Below are 16,100 nucleotides of genomic sequence, written 5' to 3' on the forward strand. Positions count from 1 at the left end.
TATGCCGCCAAACGGCGCTGTAATAGTCTATCATCTCCTCGAAAACTCTCATGATATAGCAGAACGGGGATTTTGTCAAACGGATTTGACCGGAGATAAGGCTTTGCGGGACAAAAAGAAGACCCGTTCCGAGGGGAACGGGTCAGAGGTTCATGCGGAGGCGCGAAAGCGGATTAGCCCTTGGCTTCCGGTTTCGGCTTCACAATCTGGAGTTCGACTGTGATCAGAACATCGTTACTGACCACCAAGCCGCCGCCATCAAGCGTCTTGTCCCACTTAACACCGTAGTCCATGCGATTGATCGTGGTCGTGGCAGTAAAGCCGGACCGTTCGGCCTGCGGAGTGTCGACGTATCCGTTATTGGTGCAGTCAAAGGTAACTTCTTTGGTGACACCGCGAATAGTCAAGTTTCCCACCAGTTTGTACTTTGAGTCAGAGACCGGGATCACCTGGGTAGAGCTGAAGGTGATATCCGGGAAGGAATCGGCCAGGAAAAAGTCACCGCTACGCAAGTGACCGTCGCGTCGCTCGTTGTCGGTATTGATCGAGGCGGTCTTAATCGTGAAATTTACGGTAGTTTTGGACATATCCCCACGATCGAGGTTGACCGCACCGTCAAAATCGGTGAACTGACCGTTCACTTTAGAGACCATCATATGCTTGACGGTGAAATTGACTGACGAATGGACTCTATCAACTTTCCATTCTTCGGCCTGAATACCGATAGCAGAGAGAGCAAGAAGCGCGAATGCGGCCGCAATTGAGCGGGCAGATTTCATGGGTCCTCCGAAACACTGTTTGGTTTGCTGTAAGTTTTGGTACTTGTTGAACTTAAACAGAACTTCGACTAATTGGTTCCAGAGAGAGGCCCTCGGACGCCGTACACCGCAAGGACTACTCTAACGACACCGCGTATGCTATTAGGAATCAGTCGCTTAGTCGACAAACAGAACCAGTGATGCCCCGGTGATGTAGGCGGCTACCCACCAGAGATAAGCGTAGCGGGAATACAAGTGGAGCGGGCGAGGCACCAGCTCCTCTCCATTTCGCAACCAGTGGCGCCAGATGAATACAGTGTCCACGGTCATAGCGGCCAGTGACGAGTAGCCGAGTATTCCGTGAAGCGTGAACGGTGAATTGGTCGAGCCGATTATCATGCAGGCTGTGGCCGTGATATCAAGGATGACGCCCGCGGTCAGGAAAGTCCGGACACGGGGAGTCACCCGGTGTTGGCGCTGTTCGGTGATTATCGCGATGCTGTAGGAGATCAGGGCGAGGTTGACTATCGTCGTACCGGCGATCAGGATCGGTTTCATGGAAGCCCGCAGTACTTACTTGCTGGAAGGAGACTGGCCGAGACGTTGGCGGACAGCTTCAAAGAGGCAGACGCCTGTGGCGACTGAGACATTGAGGCTCTCCATTGTCCCAAGCATAGGGATTTGCACCAGAAAGTCGCACTTTTCGCGCGTCAACCGACGCAGACCGGAGCCTTCAAAGCCGATTACTACTGCCAAGGGACCGGAGAGATCCGTGGTGTAGAGAGATTCGGTAGCTTCAGAGGCGGCCCCGACTATCCAAATGCCCCGTTCCTTAAGCTGATCGAGGGTACGAGCCAAGTTGGTTACCTGGACGAAGGGGAGCTTTTCGGCTGCACCCACGGCGATACGACTGACTGTTTCGGTGAGCGATACGGCTCGGTCACGCGGGGCAATCAGGGCATGAACACCGGCGGCCTCGGCAGTCCGCATACAGGCCCCCAAATTATGGGGGTCCTGGACGCCATCGAGTACCAAAAGGAAGGCCGGTCCTTTGATCCGTTCAATCAGTTCAAAGAGACCATTTTCGTCGAGGGTACGCCCTCTCCCCTTCGGAGCGGAGTGGGTGTGGCGACGTTGCTGAAGCGAGCGCGGATTTTGTCCCATGGGACTGAAGGTAGGGAGCCGACGACGAATTGCCAAGCTAATTTGCTATGAGGTCAGGGCATGAGCATGGAGATGAGAAACCTGACATCATCGTCGGTCGCCGGTCCGCGGATCAGGTCTTTGGGTTGCTTAAAGAGCGATTCGGGAAGCGGATCAAAATCGTAGCTCTGCAGGCGGATTGTGGTTATCTCCTCGGACCGCATCTCCTGAGGATGGATCTTTGACTTCTTGTCAATATACTCCAATTGATAGCGATCTCGCCTCACTACCGAACAGTAATTGAGGCTCGGGTTGTTCAGCGAATCTGCAATGAGCAAAGAAGTAAAGTTGCCGGGGATTCTGAACCAAAGCGGCAACACGCTGGTATCGCGCAGACCAGCATACTGGCAGTTCAGGCAGGAGCTCTCAAAGATGCTATCTTCCAAAAAGTTCAGATAGGCTTCCAACGTGTCGAGCAACGGAGAAGTATTGGACCATTGAGCGGTCCAGCGCAAGGACATGGAGTCCTGCCGTTCTTTACCATAGCGGCAGGAGAACGATCTCCACGAGGTATTACAACTATCTCCAAGCATAACCTGATCCGGTTGTTCTCCCCAATTCCACCAATACTGAAAGTCCTTTTGATCGGCGGGATCGAGCGTATCAGCTACGTTCTCTCCGCTAAAAAAAGCCAGGTGAGCGGTAATGGCCCGATTGTATTTTCTCAGGCTCTTCTTCAACTTCTTGTAGTCGATCCAGTGGAGTTTTCCGTTGTTTGGCTTAGCGAGCCATGCCTGCTTTTTGTCAAATCTGAGGACGGCGACGTACTTATCCGGCAAGTAATAAAACTTCTTGTCATAGGTGACCTCAGCGCGAATACCGACTGGGCTTACATACGTCACCATCTGCCCACTCAACGTGTACTTTGTCTCTCCATACGTAGCCTGTGAAAGGAACTCGCTGCGAACCGTAAAATCTGCTCGGACAATCGGAGCGAGACAGACACCGATCATCAAGGAAAGATAGAATATGCGCTGGATGAGAGCAAAGCATTGCATGCCGCGTGGCCCGGTACCAGATTTCCCCATGTCAATAAGATAGCATTTACCCCGCTGTTAGTCAAGCGATCGGAGGGCGTTGCAGTCGCATGATGGCGCGCACGTAGCCGGCGCAAAGGATTTGTATCAACACTTGAACCGGAAGCAATCCCCACCAGATCGGCTGAATGGCTCCATCCGAATATGTGCATTTCCACCAGACAAAAAGATCCCAATAAGCAAAGAGAATCAGGAGCGACGGATTGGCTGCCAGTGTACGGACTGTCGCGGCGAAGCGTGAACTGTTTTGATTCGAGGCAAGATCGAAAGAACCGATTCCAAGTCTGTTCTCCATCGCCTTCTCGCGAATCCCTGACGCCAGACGGTAATAGAGCGGATAAAACAGCAGGGGAATCACCAACAGAATGCTGTGCCGGGTGAGTCCGAGAGATGTCGCGGGCGCTGGCTCTCGTTCGATGTTTTCATGGAGCGATCCCAGCCATTTGAATAGCGAGTAGGCGGATGTAATCGAAATGACTGCCAGGACCTGAGCGGCAAATCCAGACTGTGATAGCAAGGATCTTTTGTCGATGCTCCATCCGTCGAGGAGTCTATCTAGGAAAACTCGCACACTTGAGTCAAGCGGAGGTAGCAACAGCCATGCGGCGATAGCCGTCATCGAAGAGATAGCGAGCATAGCTCGGATGACCCCGCCGGCCAAGTCGCGGGAATCACCACGGTCTGCGATCACCTCTTCCCTGTTCCGGTGGAAAACGCGGGCGGGTGTCGACTCAGGAGTAGCCTCGGATTCGGATGGCTCAGGTGCGGGTTGCGGTTCAGTTGGATCAGGTTCGGTGATCTCGTCCTGCTGCACCCCGAGGTAGACGGGCTTGTTGCCGCCGAGAAAATCCATATGATTAAATGGCTGGTAGAGCGGTTTGCTCGCGCGAGCTTGGTCGAAGGAAGTGATCAATTGATCGACAGTCACGCCCCGGAGGGCCAGTCGGCAGATGATCCGGTCGCTGGTTGCACGATTCAGTCCCGGGCCAGCCTCACTCAGGACAGAAAGAAGCTCCTGGTCAGAGAGTGAATCCGGAAGGGTCTGCCAATCAATAAGTGCATCATCGAATTCAGTGAGGATTCGTTCGTTCAATCGCTGAAGATTCTCAAAATCTGATCTCGGTTCGAGGTAGGCATATGGAATGGGCTGCTCAGTGCGACAATCGGGGCAGGTAAAATGCCCGGAATTGAGTTCGGCTTGATCGAGAGTCAGTTCGGAGTCGCATTTGGCACAGTGACAGTCCGCGTATTCAGCTTGAAGGAACCACCGTCGCCATTCGACCAGCAGATTCTCGGAAAGATCATGGGCATGCATCTGGCGCTGCAGGTCGGTCAGTTTATCCGGAAGGAAATCCGCCTGACAAAAGGCAAGCGTGTTGGCCAACTCGGCGCGAGCCAGTTCTCTTTCAGTCAGAACAAGGCGCAAGGTGCCGGCATTGGTGATGTGCTGCACGACAGATCCTCTCCCTTCTGGAGGTTACTCCATGTGAAGAAAATATGCCAAATGAGGCATTGAGGCAAACGAGAAGTGGCCCGATGCAATATAACCGACAGACTAATATTCCAAAATGCAAAAAACCGGGAATAATAGACGATTTTAGTCAACTCTCTGGCCGGAGTCACGTATATCTGCACAAATAACAGCTCTGGCTCTGCGGACCGGGCGGCGGAGCAGAGCAACCCTTATTCATTAGACTTTCGAGGAGAGACTGATGCGCATCTTGTTACTGACCGTTCTGACCCTGGTACTTCTGATCTCCAGTCAGGCTTCGGCCCAAATGATCTTACTGACCAATGGTTTCCAACCTGAGCCGGGGACACAGTTAGTCACCAAGGCGGACAACGCGATGGATAACGACTACTTCAATACGCTGCTGGATGGTGCCGGCGGTCCGATGACCTGGGATTTCTCGGACCGGACATATGCCACCGAAACGGTTTCAGAGATTGTCAATCCGGTTTCGACACCCCAAATCGGGATGTTCCCGGATGCGAATCTGGTAATGCGGGCTACATTCGCCAATGATACCAGTTGGACGGTATTCAGTTCTGAGTCGAGCCATTTCTGGCAGTTGGGCGAAGTGTCGCACTCGGCGGGTTCTGGCGAGGAAGTCATCATCTATCAGGATTCCACTCCGAACTATGTCTTCCCTATCGCTTTTGGCGATCAGTGGAGTTCTCACCGGTACTTTGAGCAAGGGGATGACCCTGACCTGTATATGGAGATATATGACACGACGTTTTACAATGTCGATGCCTGGGGGACGGTGGTGTACGGCAACAAGTCACTCCCGGCACTGCGAATCGTCTCAGAGCAACGAATAACCTACGTACAGGTTGAAAACGGCACACCTACGCCGATGTATACCTCGGAAAACACTACCGTTAGTTTTGTCACTGCAGGATTCAAGACCGCGGTGAGTGCATACAAAGCGAGCAGTCTTTTCATAGTGCAATTCGGCGGCGGCGCGAGCAGTGAGTTCCTTGATCAGTTGACGGATGTGGATCCTTCGGACGGATATCCGTTGCCGAAGTGGTACGCAATTGAGCAGAATTATCCCAATCCGTTCAATCCGCAGACCGAGATCAGATTCTCGGTGCCATCACGGTCGGATGTCCGATTGACGGTTTACAATGTGGCCGGTCAGCTTGTTCGTGAACTGATGAATGAAGAAGTTCCGGCGGGGACATTTGTTGCAAGCTGGAACGGTACCAACGAGCAGAACCAACCGGTCGGTTCAGGAGTCTATTTCTACCGACTCGAAGCGGGTGCGTTCAGTTCGACAAAAAAGATGGTGTTGCTGAAATAGAAGTAAATCCACAAGACAACCAACTGCCGGAACTGTAAGGTCCCGGCAGTTTTTTTGTGCTCGAAATACTACCACGTAACAGTTACGCCTCGACTTTGCAGAGCGGGGATGTGAACGCTCTTTGAGGAGTCCGAAAGTGGGTTGCCGGTGAGAGAGACCTCATCTCCATCTCCGATGCCCGAGTTGTCGACCAGCGGGCGGATATCGACAATGAGATTTGCGGCAAGAGAGAGCGAGCTGAGCGACGGCAGGTCTTTCAATACAGTGATATCAGAGAGATTGCAGTTGACCAGCACGAGCGCACTCAATTTGGTCGCTCCAGCGAGAACAGAGAGATCACTGACATCGTTGTGCGCCATGCCCAGCCGCTCCAGATTGGTAAGGCTCTGCAGAACCGTGAAGTCATCCAGGGGCAACTGATACATGGTCAAGTTGGTCAGGGAAGTCATTGACGCGAGTGGTGCCAGATCGGAAAGTGGATTGTAGCCGATATCGAGCCAGGTCAGTTCAGTGTGACCTTCCAGAGGCTCAAGCGATGTTAACTGGTTTGAATAGACGATAAGAGTGCGCAACGAATCGAGATGGCGCAATGGCTCCAGAGTGGTGATCGCGTTGCCCGGGATAGTGAGATCGGCAAGTCGCGGACAGTACTGTAATCCCGTCAGGTCGGAGACGCCGCTGTTGGCCGAGGTTACCGATCTGAGGGATTCTAAGTAGGATCGTCGAATGGGACCATCGGGCCTCTGAATTGCCAGTCGGACTGCCTGTTCCAGCATCGAGTCCGGAAAGTACACGATCGAATCAATGAGGCATTGGACGCGGATGCAGTCCGAGAGGTCGCTCCAGTTGTTGGCCTCATCGCGCGCGCGAAGAGCGACGTAATAGCTCAGTTCGCCATCAAGGCTCAACAGCTCAACACACTGCTCTTCTCCGGCCTCAATGGGGTTGCCGACCCAAACCAAACTAGCCGAATCAAAGTTGGCAGTGGTAAGGCTGTCATGGGACATCCGCATATCGTACGCCGTGGCGGTACCAGAATCACCGTCATCGCCCGGTGCAGACCAACAAACGGTGGCGCGCGCTATGCCGAACGTATCCAGATGAAGGTCGGCAATGACGCTCGGTTTGACGGTGTCAACCGGATCGGGGTCATCGTTATCGTTGCCGGTGATGTCGTGCGGTTTTTTCGGACAAGCCACGAGCAGACAGAGTGCGGCCAATCCGACCACAAGAAAGAGCGGGAAAATCGACCATCGATGCATAAAGCCCCACTTTACTCAGAGACAAACGACAGACATGACGAGTTATGATCTGCCGGCAAAATAGTCAATATGGACTTTTCTGTCAATTGTCTCGTGGGACGTCAATCAACCTTTCAAATATCGCTCGCGGATGATCTTGAGGTGATGGTCAAGGTGGCCGGCGATGATCCAGGCCATCGCTCGGACCGAAACCGGGTGTCCACTGGCGGTACCTTTTCGAAGCCAGGCGGTTTCATCGAAACTGGCGAATAGATCAAGACTCGAGGTACGTAGGTGATCGAATTCGAGCGCAATGCTCTCCAGCGTGCGGGCTGCATGTCCGCCGGATGCGGCAAACTTGTTTTCATCGAAACCGGGCAGCGGGGTCTCGTCTCCCCTGGCGATCCGGAGCGCACGATAGGCAAAAACGCGCTCACCATCGGTGACATGGCCGAGCACTTCCTTGATCGACCATTTTCCGGGAGCGTAGGCGAAGTCCGCCTCGGACTCGGAAATAGTCGAGATGAGTTGCAGTGCGGCGGCCTGCTGTTGGGACATGGTTTTCAGGATGTCCCCGGCAGGGACAAGGGCGGTGTACGTTCGGTAGTAGGCGGCGAACTCAGTGTCGGCCGGCGGGAGAGCGCGGAAAGATGTGGTCATAGATTGTCTCTCTCTATTTTGGGTCTGGACAATAAACAAACAAAGAGAGGTACTACTGGCAAGAAAAAATCAGATGGCGAAATGGCGGCTTAGGCTCGGCGAGACAGGGAGTGAGTGACCAGAAGATGCAGGAAATCGAGGATCTGCTCGAAGCGGGTGACGGAGACAGACGGCATGCGGTCATAGGCGGCAAGCATGGCGATGATGTCGGCGCCAATGATCTGGGCATGCAGGGCGATATCCTCGCGGTCGACGCCGAGGGCGTTACATTGTCCGACAAGCCAATAGCCGAGGCGCTCGCCATCGACAATCAATGGGACCGAACCATCGAGAAAGCCGCAGCATTGGCACATGTGATAGACGGGTTCATCGGTCTCGGCGGCGCGCTGGGAGCGTTCAAGGTTGCTGCGGTCGCAGGCATCTCTTCCCTGCTGGGTCTGACCGACCAGCCGGCAGACCTCGCTGAAATGGCTCGGTTTGGTGACGAGGCGGCCCTCCATATCAATGATGACGGTAGCAAGACCAACGACTGAGGCAAAGCTATCCTGCAGTTGCTGGAGTTTTTCCAGGTCAAGTCCGGCAAATTGAGTGATGATGTGGTTATCGAGATGGCCCGGCATGCTGAATTCGCACCTCTCCGTATCGTCGAGCATGTTATCCAGTTATCGGCAGAAAGGTCTGGGGCTTGAGATATCTGATTGAAGACCACATCGACCCAGTTACAAATGTTCTGTTTGGAAAAAATATCACCTCTCAGGTATAATTGGGGTGCAATGCGAATAGTCTATACGGTTGCAGCAATAATGGGGGTCGTCTGGAGTGGGATAGTCCTCGCCATCATGGGGGCTCGGGGGGTTGAGTGGTACTCCCTCTCCTGGTACCTTGCCGGGGGAATTGCGGGGATGACCGCGGGAAAGTTCACTGTCTGGTCGCGGATTCGGACTGACGGCGAAGAACGGTTCTGGCCCGGGTTGGCGACATTTTATGTGGGGATGGTTACGTTTTGGGGGAGTTGGGTCATAGTCGAGCGGAGCGCGATCTGTATTCGGCATGGCGGGTGGAGCGATTCTAATCTACAGGACCATCTTGGCCTGATCATCTGGTTTGTCGTGTACGGGACGCTGGTCTGGGGGGTTCTTTTGATTCCATTGACATTTGCAACCCGGTGGGTGGTCTGGCGAGTTTATCTGAGGTATGCAGACTACTGACAGCGAGTGACCCATTTTGAGGCGATGGGTCACTCGGGAGTCATCAGTTCGATCACCGAGTGATCTTCGGCAGGTAGCCGTCGATGAGCATAACTTTCATCAGTTCAAGCGCCTCAGTGCGGTTCGCGTTAGCGGCCTCGCGCATTGGCTGATCCAGAGTGACTTCAAGTCCGGCAGTGGCAATGCGCTGTTTGGCAAGCAGAGTGTCGAGACCGACTCGCTCGCACATCGAGGCGACAGATTTCATGCCAAAACCGGAGCCGGCAAATTCGAGCTCGATTGATTCCGGAGTGTAGGTCTTGAGTTCGGCTGGTGCGGGAGCGGGCTCGAATTTCTTGATGAAAACATAGATATCCATCGGCGAGACGCGATTGGCCAGGGCGATCTCCTCCAGAGTCTGTTCGGGCGCCGTGAATTTGATGCCGTTGGCAGTCAGTTCTTCGGTCGCTTTGGTCAAGTCGATATCCATCTTCTGGCAGAAGACTTTAAGAGAAAGCATCTCGGCGTGGCCGAAAGGTGGTTCGTATTGAGCTTCAACTACCCAGACAGTCTTGATCCAGGCGTTAAAATCGAGCAGGTATGATAAGGGTGGAAACGGCCAGATCGCGCTGACGACAACCCAGACAGTGACAATCGATGAGATGGCCAGCTCGCGGCGGAGATTGAGTCCCTGGCGCAGTTTGTCCCTGAAATAATTCATCAGCGGCTTCCAGTTGAGCCACGTATGAATCACACCGGCGACAATGAAAAGCAGGCTGGAGAGAATATGGATGCTATCCCAACTGGTTTTGGAGAGTCCGACGAAATCCCAGATGGTCCAATAAGCGACTCGTCCGGCGGGGGCCATATAGAGAACGAGGCCGGTGATGGACATGATAATGAAACCGAAGAGGGTGAAAAATGAGGTGAGTCCTCGGGTATGGATGCGCGATGTGGACATCGAAATATGGTCCTTTCCCTTCCACAATGATATTCAGTCTGGCCAGTATACACGAGAACCGAACGGGGGCAAGCGATAAGATGTAACAAGATAGCGGGTTAGGTTAAGGGGACTAACCGAAGGAGCGGAAGGCAAACTTGTCAGAGTTGGTATTTGTCGATAGTGGCGCGGATGGCGGCCCTGAACTCCTCGAGACCGAAAGGGGCTTTGAAGTAGAACTCTACACCTGCGGCACGCACGGCGGGTTCGTAACCTTCGAAGCCGGAATAGACAATGACCGGGATACCGAGCTTGGTGCGGATCTCGGCGATCACCTGTATGACGCCTTCGATGCGGTGGTTGAATTGGTATTTGTCGGTGTAAAAGAGGATGTTGTTCAAGAAAATGAACACGATCTTGGGCTGAGTGGATTCGGCTAACTCAAATAGACGGTCGCCAGTTTTGGTGGTAACGGAATTGACCACATTATATGGGCCGACTATTTCTGAGACTATGTCAGTGACGACTTCGGAAACAACCTGTTCGGAATCGCCAAACAGAATAGTGAAGTCTTTCTTGTCGGTGGACCGGGAGCAAAGGGAGTACTGCGGATCGAGAGCGACGGATGTGGTGGATGTTTCCTGGCGGTTGGTCGTGATTGTCAGTAGGGTGTCCATGGCATTCCTCTCCCCTCTTTTATCGGAAGGTTGGGGTCGGAACAATAGCGCAGTATGCATTCGAAGAGCGCGACTTATCTTGAAATCTTTTTGATTTCGGTCTGGACGAAAACAGGCTTAGCTTGTCGCATGATCACAAATATTCTCTTTGGAAGCGGGCTGGCGTTCAGTGCGGCGATTCAGCCGGGCCCATTGCAGGCATTTCTCTTTTCCAAGGTGGCCTCGGTCGGGTGGCGGCGGACTTTGCCAGCTGCGCTCGCTCCGGTTCTGAGTGACGGTCCGATCGCGGTAGTCATGCTCCTGGTGCTTGGTCAACTCTCCGTCACAATGCAGGTGATTCTGCGTGCGGCCGGGGGGCTGCTTCTTCTCTATTTCGCATACCGGTCCTTTATGCAGTGGCGGGCTGGCGAGGTTGTGGAATCTTCGGCCACCGACAAGTTGCCGCGGACGCTTTTTGAGGCGACGCTCGTGAATCTGCTGAATCCCAATCCATATATCGGCTGGGGGTTGATACTTGGGCCGGCAGTAGTGGCGGCCTGGCGCGAGGCGCCATCGGAAGGGGTCGCGCTGGTTGGGGCGTTTTATGCGACGATGGTGGTCACCCAGGGTCTGCTTATCTATATTTTTGGGGCGACTCGGTGGTTATCGCCGAAGATCCGTCGGGGGTTGTTGCTGGTGTCGGCGGTGATATTGGCGGGATTTGGGGTGTACCAGTTGGTGGTAGCGGGAGGGGGGCTGGTTGGAGGGTGATCAGAAGGATTCAAGTAGCCACATGATGGCCGCGAGGATCCCGGCCAAACCGAGCGGAATTCCAGAGTACTTCACCTGCGGAAAGAAACCAGTGACCTCATTATAGCGCCAGTCTCGATAGCCACGGTAGATCATCCAGACGCCGAGGAGAATCACGAAAAATGCGGTGAGGATTTTGGAGGCGATCAGCATAGGACAATCAAGCGAGAACGTGGCGTGGGTTCAGGAGGAATATCGCGATTCGAGGAATCGCGGGTTTACTCCAGCGCCGGTCGTGCGTGTGGTTAGTTGCATCGGTTCCAGACATAGGGGCCGGGCCTCTTCTCACTGAAGCGGAACATATGGAATGCAAACGGCTTCTTTTCGACTATGCCGGCCTCTTTGCTGTGCAGTCTTGCGTCAAAGCTGACCTGAATCTCATTTATCTCTGGCGGAATGAGAATCGAAGAGAACGGAAAGTGCGTCCCCAACCTGTAACCTCCGGGGTATTTGCTGAGCAAGGTAGTATCGACAACCACAACTGATCGGAAATTACTTGAGTCGGACGTAAGGACCAGCGAATCGACTTCTATCCATACATCGAGAATAGTATCGACGGCAAGCCCACCGTTCCAGTAATCGGGATACAGGGAGTCACGTGTATTCACCGCCCAGATCTCGGCCCTATACTTGTTCTTGCCCACGCCCTGACCTCGAAAGTGCTGGCGCATCGACCACAAGGAGATTGAAATTTCCCAACCGTCGAACGCGTTCGTAATCCGATTCAGTTCCTGGTAATCGCCGGGCAACGACAAATTCTCGTGAAACCTGAATGACTCCGTATTTACAGTAGAACGGCATGAGAGAACGGGCATCAAGAGGACTAGCAGTCCAAGCAGTGTGAAAACTCGCATCGATTTATTGAACCCTTCCAGTTCGAATGATAGCGCCTCTCCCCTATTTGTCGCAAGGTACTTTCGGATGTGTTAATAGGCGGCCAGGGAAAGTCGGGCAGACGGGGACGACTGCCGCGCAAAACATCTGGATCCCCGCCTGCGCGGGATGATGCACGCGTCTGTACCAGGTTGACCGCAAAGTTTTCGGGCAAACAAAAACCCCCAACCATTGCTGGTCGGGGGTTCTTAATTACCCCGGCGGCTTTCTACTCTCCCACACCCTCTCAGATGCAGTACCATCGACGCTGTGAGGCTTAACTTCTGTGTTCGGAATGGGAACAGGTGTGACCCTATCGCTATCGCCACCGAGAATATCTTTTGACTTGTACTGGATCCTCGCCTTCGCGGGATGATGTACTCTTCAGGCACTTAAAGTGGTAGTCAAGGAGTGTCTGAGGAGATCATCGCCGGCCGAGGGCGTGAGCAGTACAGTTGTGTACTCTCATAGTGAGTTAGTAAAGCGCCGAGGAATCTCTCAATTGGCCGCGCAGTGAGCGTCACTCTTCAGGAGTGTTCACTGAGCAAGAAGGTTTGCGATAAATGTAGTAATTTATCGATTAAGCCGCACGAGCAATTAGTATCACTCGACTGAACGCATTACTGCGCTTACATCTGTGACCTATCAACCTGGTCATCTTCCAGGGCTCTTTAGAGACTTTACAGTCTGGGAAACGTAATCTTGGAATGGGCTTGGTACTTAGATGCTTTCAGCACTTATCCCTTCCCAACGCAGCTACCCTACGATACAACTGGCGTCATAATAGGTGCACTGGAGGTTGGTTCAACCCGGTCCTCTCGTACTAAGGTCAAATTTCCGCACGTTTCCTGCGCCCGTATCAGATAGGGACCGAACTGTCTCACGACGTTCTAAACCCAGCTCACGTACCACTTTAATTGGCGAACAGCCGAACCCTTGGGACCTTCTCCAGCCCCAGGATGTGATGAGCCGACATCGAGGTGCCAAACCCCCTCGTCGATGTGAACTCTCGGAGGAGATAAGCCTGTTATCCCCAGAGTACCTTTTATCCGTTGAGCGACGGCCATTCCATACAGAGCCGCCGGATCACTAACACCTGCTTTCGCACCTGCTCGACTTGTAGGTCTCGCAGTTAAGCTCCCTTGTGCGTTTACACTCTATAGCCGATTACCACCCGGCCTGAGGGAACCATTGCGCGCCTCCGTTACATTTTGGGAGGCAACCGCCCCAGTTAAACTACCCGCCTGACACTGTCCCTGAGCCAGATTCATGGCTCCAGGTTAGAAGCTCGATAACATGAGGGTGGTATTTCACCGATGACTCCACCGACCCTAGCGGGCCAGCTTCAACGTCTCCCACCTATGCTACACACACGGTACCAAACACCAATGTCAGGTTATAGTAAAGGTTCACGGGGTCTTTCCGTCCCGATACGGGAAAGCGGCATCTTCACCGCTGCTACAGTTTCGCCGGGCCACATGTTGAGACAGTGCCGCAATTGTTATACCATTCGTGCAGGACGGAATTTACCCGACAAGGAATTTCGCTACCTTAGGACCGTTAGAGTTACGGCCGCCGTTTACTGGGGCTTCAATTCAAAGCTTCACCTTGCGGCTGACCTCTCCTTTTAACCTTCCAGCACCGGGCAGGTATCGGTCCCTATACGTCGTCTTATTAGACTTAGCAGAGACATATGTTTTTAGTAAACAGTCATCGCGGCCATTTCTCTGCGGCCGGACCGGAGTCCGGCGCTCCTTGTTCCGAAGTTACGGAGCCAATTTGCCTAGTTCCTTAACATGTGTACGCCCGAGCACCTTAGGATATTCTCCTCGCCTACCTGTGGCGGATTGCGGTACGGATTGCAGGATAACTCACATAGAGGTTTTTCTTGGCAGTATGATTAGGGTCAATTCCGGTCCGAAGACCACTTCATAACCTTTCAATGTTAGACGTGCGGATTTGCCTACACATCCCATCTACGGGTTTAAACCAGTACAACCAATGACTGGCTGACCTTTCACTCCTGCGTCACCCCTTAGTTGATAACGCGATCCTACAAGTACAGGAATTTTAACCTGTTTGCCATCATCTACGCCTGTCGACCTCGACTTAGGTTCCGACTCACCCTGGGAGGTTTAACCTTGCCCAGGAAACCTTAGGCTTACGGTGAGCAAGTTTATGGTCTTGCTTTATCGCTACTCGTTCCGACATAATCTCTTGTCTATCGTCCAGCACCGCTACCGCGATACCTTCGCCCGAAAGACAATGCTCCCCTACCGCGCGCCCTTGCGGACGCACCCACAGCTTCGGTGTCATGCATAGTCCCTTGAATTATCGGCGCAGAGTCACTAGACTAGTGATCTGTTACGAACTCTTTAAATGATGGCTGCTTCTAAGCCAACATCCTAGCTGTTTAAGTAACTCCACATCCTTTACCACTTAGCATGACTTGGGGACCTTAGCTGATGGTCTGGGTTGTTTCCCTTTTGGCAACGAAGCTTATCCCCCGCTGCCTGACTCCCGGAGACCATTTTACGGCATTCGGAGTTTGATTGGGTTTGGTAGTCTTGTGGGACCCCTAGCCCATTCAGTGCTCTACCTCCGTAAAATTAATTCCGAGGCTAGCCCTAAAGCTATTTCGAGGAGAACCAGCTATTTCCAAGTTTGATTGGCCTTTCACCCCTAGGTACAGTTCATCCCCCAGCTTTTCAACACTGGTGAGTTCGGACCTCCAGCTCGTTTTACCGGGCTTTCATCCTGACCATACCTAGATCACATGGCTTCGGGTCTACTCCCAGCTACTAGTCGCCCTATTCAGACTCGCTTTCGCTACGGGTGCGTGAGTGTTTCACTTACCCTTGCAACTGAGAAGTAACTCGCCGGATCATTATTCAATAGGCACGCCGTCACTAGGAAGAATCCGAGGACTCTTCTTCGCTCCGACCGCTTGTAAGCACACGGTTTCAGGTACTATTTCACTCCCCTCTCGGGGTACTTTTCACCTTTCCCTCACGGTACTAGTTCACTATCGGTCACAGGTGAGTATTTAGCCTTACCAGATGGTCCTGGCAGATTCGAACAGGATTCCACGTGTCCCGCCCTACTTGGGAAATCCGCTGAAGCCAGATACATTTCGGTTACAGGACTGTCACCCTCTATGGTGTCGCTTTCCAGCAACTTCACCTATATATCTGGTTTGTAACTTCATGAGTGGTACGACGCCCACTCGCGCGGCTCCCGCGACCCCGGAGGCACAACGCCGTCATGCTTTAACGTGCCGACCGGTTTAGGCTGATCCCCGTTCGCTCGCCGCTACTGAGGGAATCACTATTGTTTTTTATTCCTGCAGGTACTTAGATGTTTCAGTTCCCTGCGTTGGCATCCAGCACCTATGTATTCAGTGCAGAATAACCAGGTATGAACCTGGTTGGGTTGCCCCATTCGGAGATCTCCGTTTCAAAGGCTGTTTGCGCCTCCACGAAGCTTATCGCAGCTTACCACGTCCTTCATCGCCTACCTGTGCCAAGGCATCCACCGAGTGCTCTTAGTAGCTTAATCGAAAAACCTACTTGCTCTAAGAACATCCTTCCAAGTGCCGCGCACTGTGCGCAGCCAATTGGAAGATACCCTTGACGCTTTACTAACTACTATGAAGTTGTCAAAGATCATTGTCTCACAAGTGAGACGGGAGGACCACAAGGATCCGCCTAAATTTTTTATCCCATTTTTTGGAGATGACCGGGATCGAACCGGTGACCTGTGGCTTGCAAAGCCACCGCTCTCCCAACTGAGCTACATCCCCTGGAGGGCCAGTTTACACTGGGCCTAAGTGGAGTTGAACCACTGACCTCGCGCTTATCAGGCGCGCGCTCTAACCATCTGAGCTATAGGCCCAAAGAGGTACTGCTCGCCTGACGGCGACCGT

At 53.1% G+C, this 16,100-nt stretch carries 15 protein-coding genes, 2 tRNA genes and 2 rRNA genes; 3 read left to right on the forward strand and 16 right to left on the reverse strand.

The window, feature by feature from the left end; translation table 11 throughout:
• Window positions 1-173: 173 nt before the first annotated feature.
• The 5 genes from IPH75_05150 to IPH75_05170 all read right to left on the reverse strand — a co-directional run bounded on the left by IPH75_05150 (window position 174) and on the right by IPH75_05170 (window position 4,451).
• Window positions 174-779 (reverse strand): YceI family protein, encoded by a 606-nt coding sequence (locus IPH75_05150; GenBank protein ID MBK7141450.1) that lies wholly within the window; start codon window positions 777-779, stop codon window positions 174-176.
• 156 nt (window positions 780-935) lie between these two features.
• Entirely contained in the window at window positions 936-1,316 is a 381-nt protein-coding gene (locus IPH75_05155) for a hypothetical protein (GenBank protein MBK7141451.1), read from the reverse strand.
• Between the two features lie 15 nt (window positions 1,317-1,331).
• A complete protein-coding gene (gene rlmB / locus IPH75_05160) occupies window positions 1,332-1,922 on the reverse strand; it encodes a 23S rRNA (guanosine(2251)-2'-O)-methyltransferase RlmB (GenBank protein MBK7141452.1) in 591 nt (196 codons plus the stop codon).
• A 53-nt stretch (window positions 1,923-1,975) separates the two neighbouring features.
• Window positions 1,976-2,989, reverse strand: coding sequence for a hypothetical protein (locus IPH75_05165; protein ID MBK7141453.1), 1,014 nt, complete (start codon window positions 2,987-2,989; stop codon window positions 1,976-1,978).
• Between the two features lie 31 nt (window positions 2,990-3,020).
• Window positions 3,021-4,451, reverse strand: a complete 1,431-nt coding sequence (locus IPH75_05170; GenBank protein MBK7141454.1) for a hypothetical protein — start codon at window positions 4,449-4,451, stop codon at window positions 3,021-3,023.
• 259 nt (window positions 4,452-4,710) lie between these two features.
• Here IPH75_05170 and IPH75_05175 point away from each other — a divergent pair, with 259 nt between their 5' ends.
• The gene (locus IPH75_05175; protein MBK7141455.1) at window positions 4,711-5,808 is read left to right on the forward strand and encodes a T9SS type A sorting domain-containing protein; all 1,098 of its coding nucleotides are present in this window, start codon (window positions 4,711-4,713) and stop codon (window positions 5,806-5,808) included.
• A 68-nt stretch (window positions 5,809-5,876) separates the two neighbouring features.
• Here the strand turns inward: IPH75_05175 and IPH75_05180 are convergent, their stop codons facing one another.
• The 3 genes from IPH75_05180 to IPH75_05190 all read right to left on the reverse strand — a co-directional run bounded on the left by IPH75_05180 (window position 5,877) and on the right by IPH75_05190 (window position 8,362).
• Window positions 5,877-7,070 carry a hypothetical protein gene (locus IPH75_05180; GenBank protein MBK7141456.1) on the reverse strand — a complete coding sequence of 398 codons (1,194 nt, stop codon included), beginning with the start codon at window positions 7,068-7,070 and terminating at the stop codon, window positions 5,877-5,879.
• Window positions 7,071-7,175: 105 nt separating this feature from the next.
• Complete coding sequence (locus IPH75_05185) at window positions 7,176-7,709, reverse strand: DinB family protein (GenBank protein ID MBK7141457.1); 534 nt, start codon at window positions 7,707-7,709, stop codon at window positions 7,176-7,178.
• Window positions 7,710-7,798: 89 nt separating this feature from the next.
• Window positions 7,799-8,362: a PocR ligand-binding domain-containing protein gene (locus IPH75_05190; GenBank protein ID MBK7141458.1), complete on the reverse strand. Its 564-nt coding sequence runs from the start codon at window positions 8,360-8,362 to the stop codon at window positions 7,799-7,801.
• Window positions 8,363-8,482: 120 nt separating this feature from the next.
• On the opposite strand from IPH75_05190, the gene IPH75_05195 reads away from it, so the two are divergent.
• Window positions 8,483-8,917 (forward strand): hypothetical protein, encoded by a 435-nt coding sequence (locus IPH75_05195; GenBank protein MBK7141459.1) that lies wholly within the window; start codon window positions 8,483-8,485, stop codon window positions 8,915-8,917.
• Between the two features lie 52 nt (window positions 8,918-8,969).
• Here the strand turns inward: IPH75_05195 and IPH75_05200 are convergent, their stop codons facing one another.
• Window positions 8,970-9,857 carry a DUF4405 domain-containing protein gene (locus tag IPH75_05200; GenBank protein ID MBK7141460.1) on the reverse strand — a complete coding sequence of 296 codons (888 nt, stop codon included), beginning with the start codon at window positions 9,855-9,857 and terminating at the stop codon, window positions 8,970-8,972.
• 140 nt (window positions 9,858-9,997) lie between these two features.
• Window positions 9,998-10,513 (reverse strand): hypothetical protein, encoded by a 516-nt coding sequence (locus IPH75_05205; protein ID MBK7141461.1) that lies wholly within the window; start codon window positions 10,511-10,513, stop codon window positions 9,998-10,000.
• A gap of 129 nt (window positions 10,514-10,642) precedes the next feature.
• On the opposite strand from IPH75_05205, the gene IPH75_05210 reads away from it, so the two are divergent.
• Complete coding sequence (locus IPH75_05210) at window positions 10,643-11,263, forward strand: LysE family transporter (protein ID MBK7141462.1); 621 nt, start codon at window positions 10,643-10,645, stop codon at window positions 11,261-11,263.
• Here IPH75_05210 and IPH75_05215 read toward each other — a convergent pair whose 3' ends face one another.
• The 6 genes from IPH75_05215 to IPH75_05240 all read right to left on the reverse strand — a co-directional run bounded on the left by IPH75_05215 (window position 11,264) and on the right by IPH75_05240 (window position 16,069).
• Window positions 11,264-11,455, reverse strand: coding sequence for a hypothetical protein (locus IPH75_05215; protein MBK7141463.1), 192 nt, complete (start codon window positions 11,453-11,455; stop codon window positions 11,264-11,266).
• A gap of 92 nt (window positions 11,456-11,547) precedes the next feature.
• A complete protein-coding gene (locus IPH75_05220) occupies window positions 11,548-11,910 on the reverse strand; it encodes a hypothetical protein (GenBank protein MBK7141464.1) in 363 nt (120 codons plus the stop codon).
• A gap of 481 nt (window positions 11,911-12,391) precedes the next feature.
• A 5S ribosomal RNA gene (gene rrf / locus IPH75_05225) occupies window positions 12,392-12,508 on the reverse strand.
• 243 nt (window positions 12,509-12,751) lie between these two features.
• A 23S ribosomal RNA gene (locus IPH75_05230) occupies window positions 12,752-15,733 on the reverse strand.
• Window positions 15,734-15,904: 171 nt separating this feature from the next.
• Window positions 15,905-15,977 (reverse strand) — tRNA-Ala (locus tag IPH75_05235).
• Window positions 15,978-15,995: 18 nt separating this feature from the next.
• Window positions 15,996-16,069, reverse strand: a tRNA-Ile gene (locus tag IPH75_05240).
• Window positions 16,070-16,100: the final 31 nt, after the last annotated feature.

The organism is bacterium, from assembly GCA_016708025.1.
Classification (GTDB): domain Bacteria; phylum Zixibacteria; class MSB-5A5; order GN15; family FEB-12; genus FEB-12.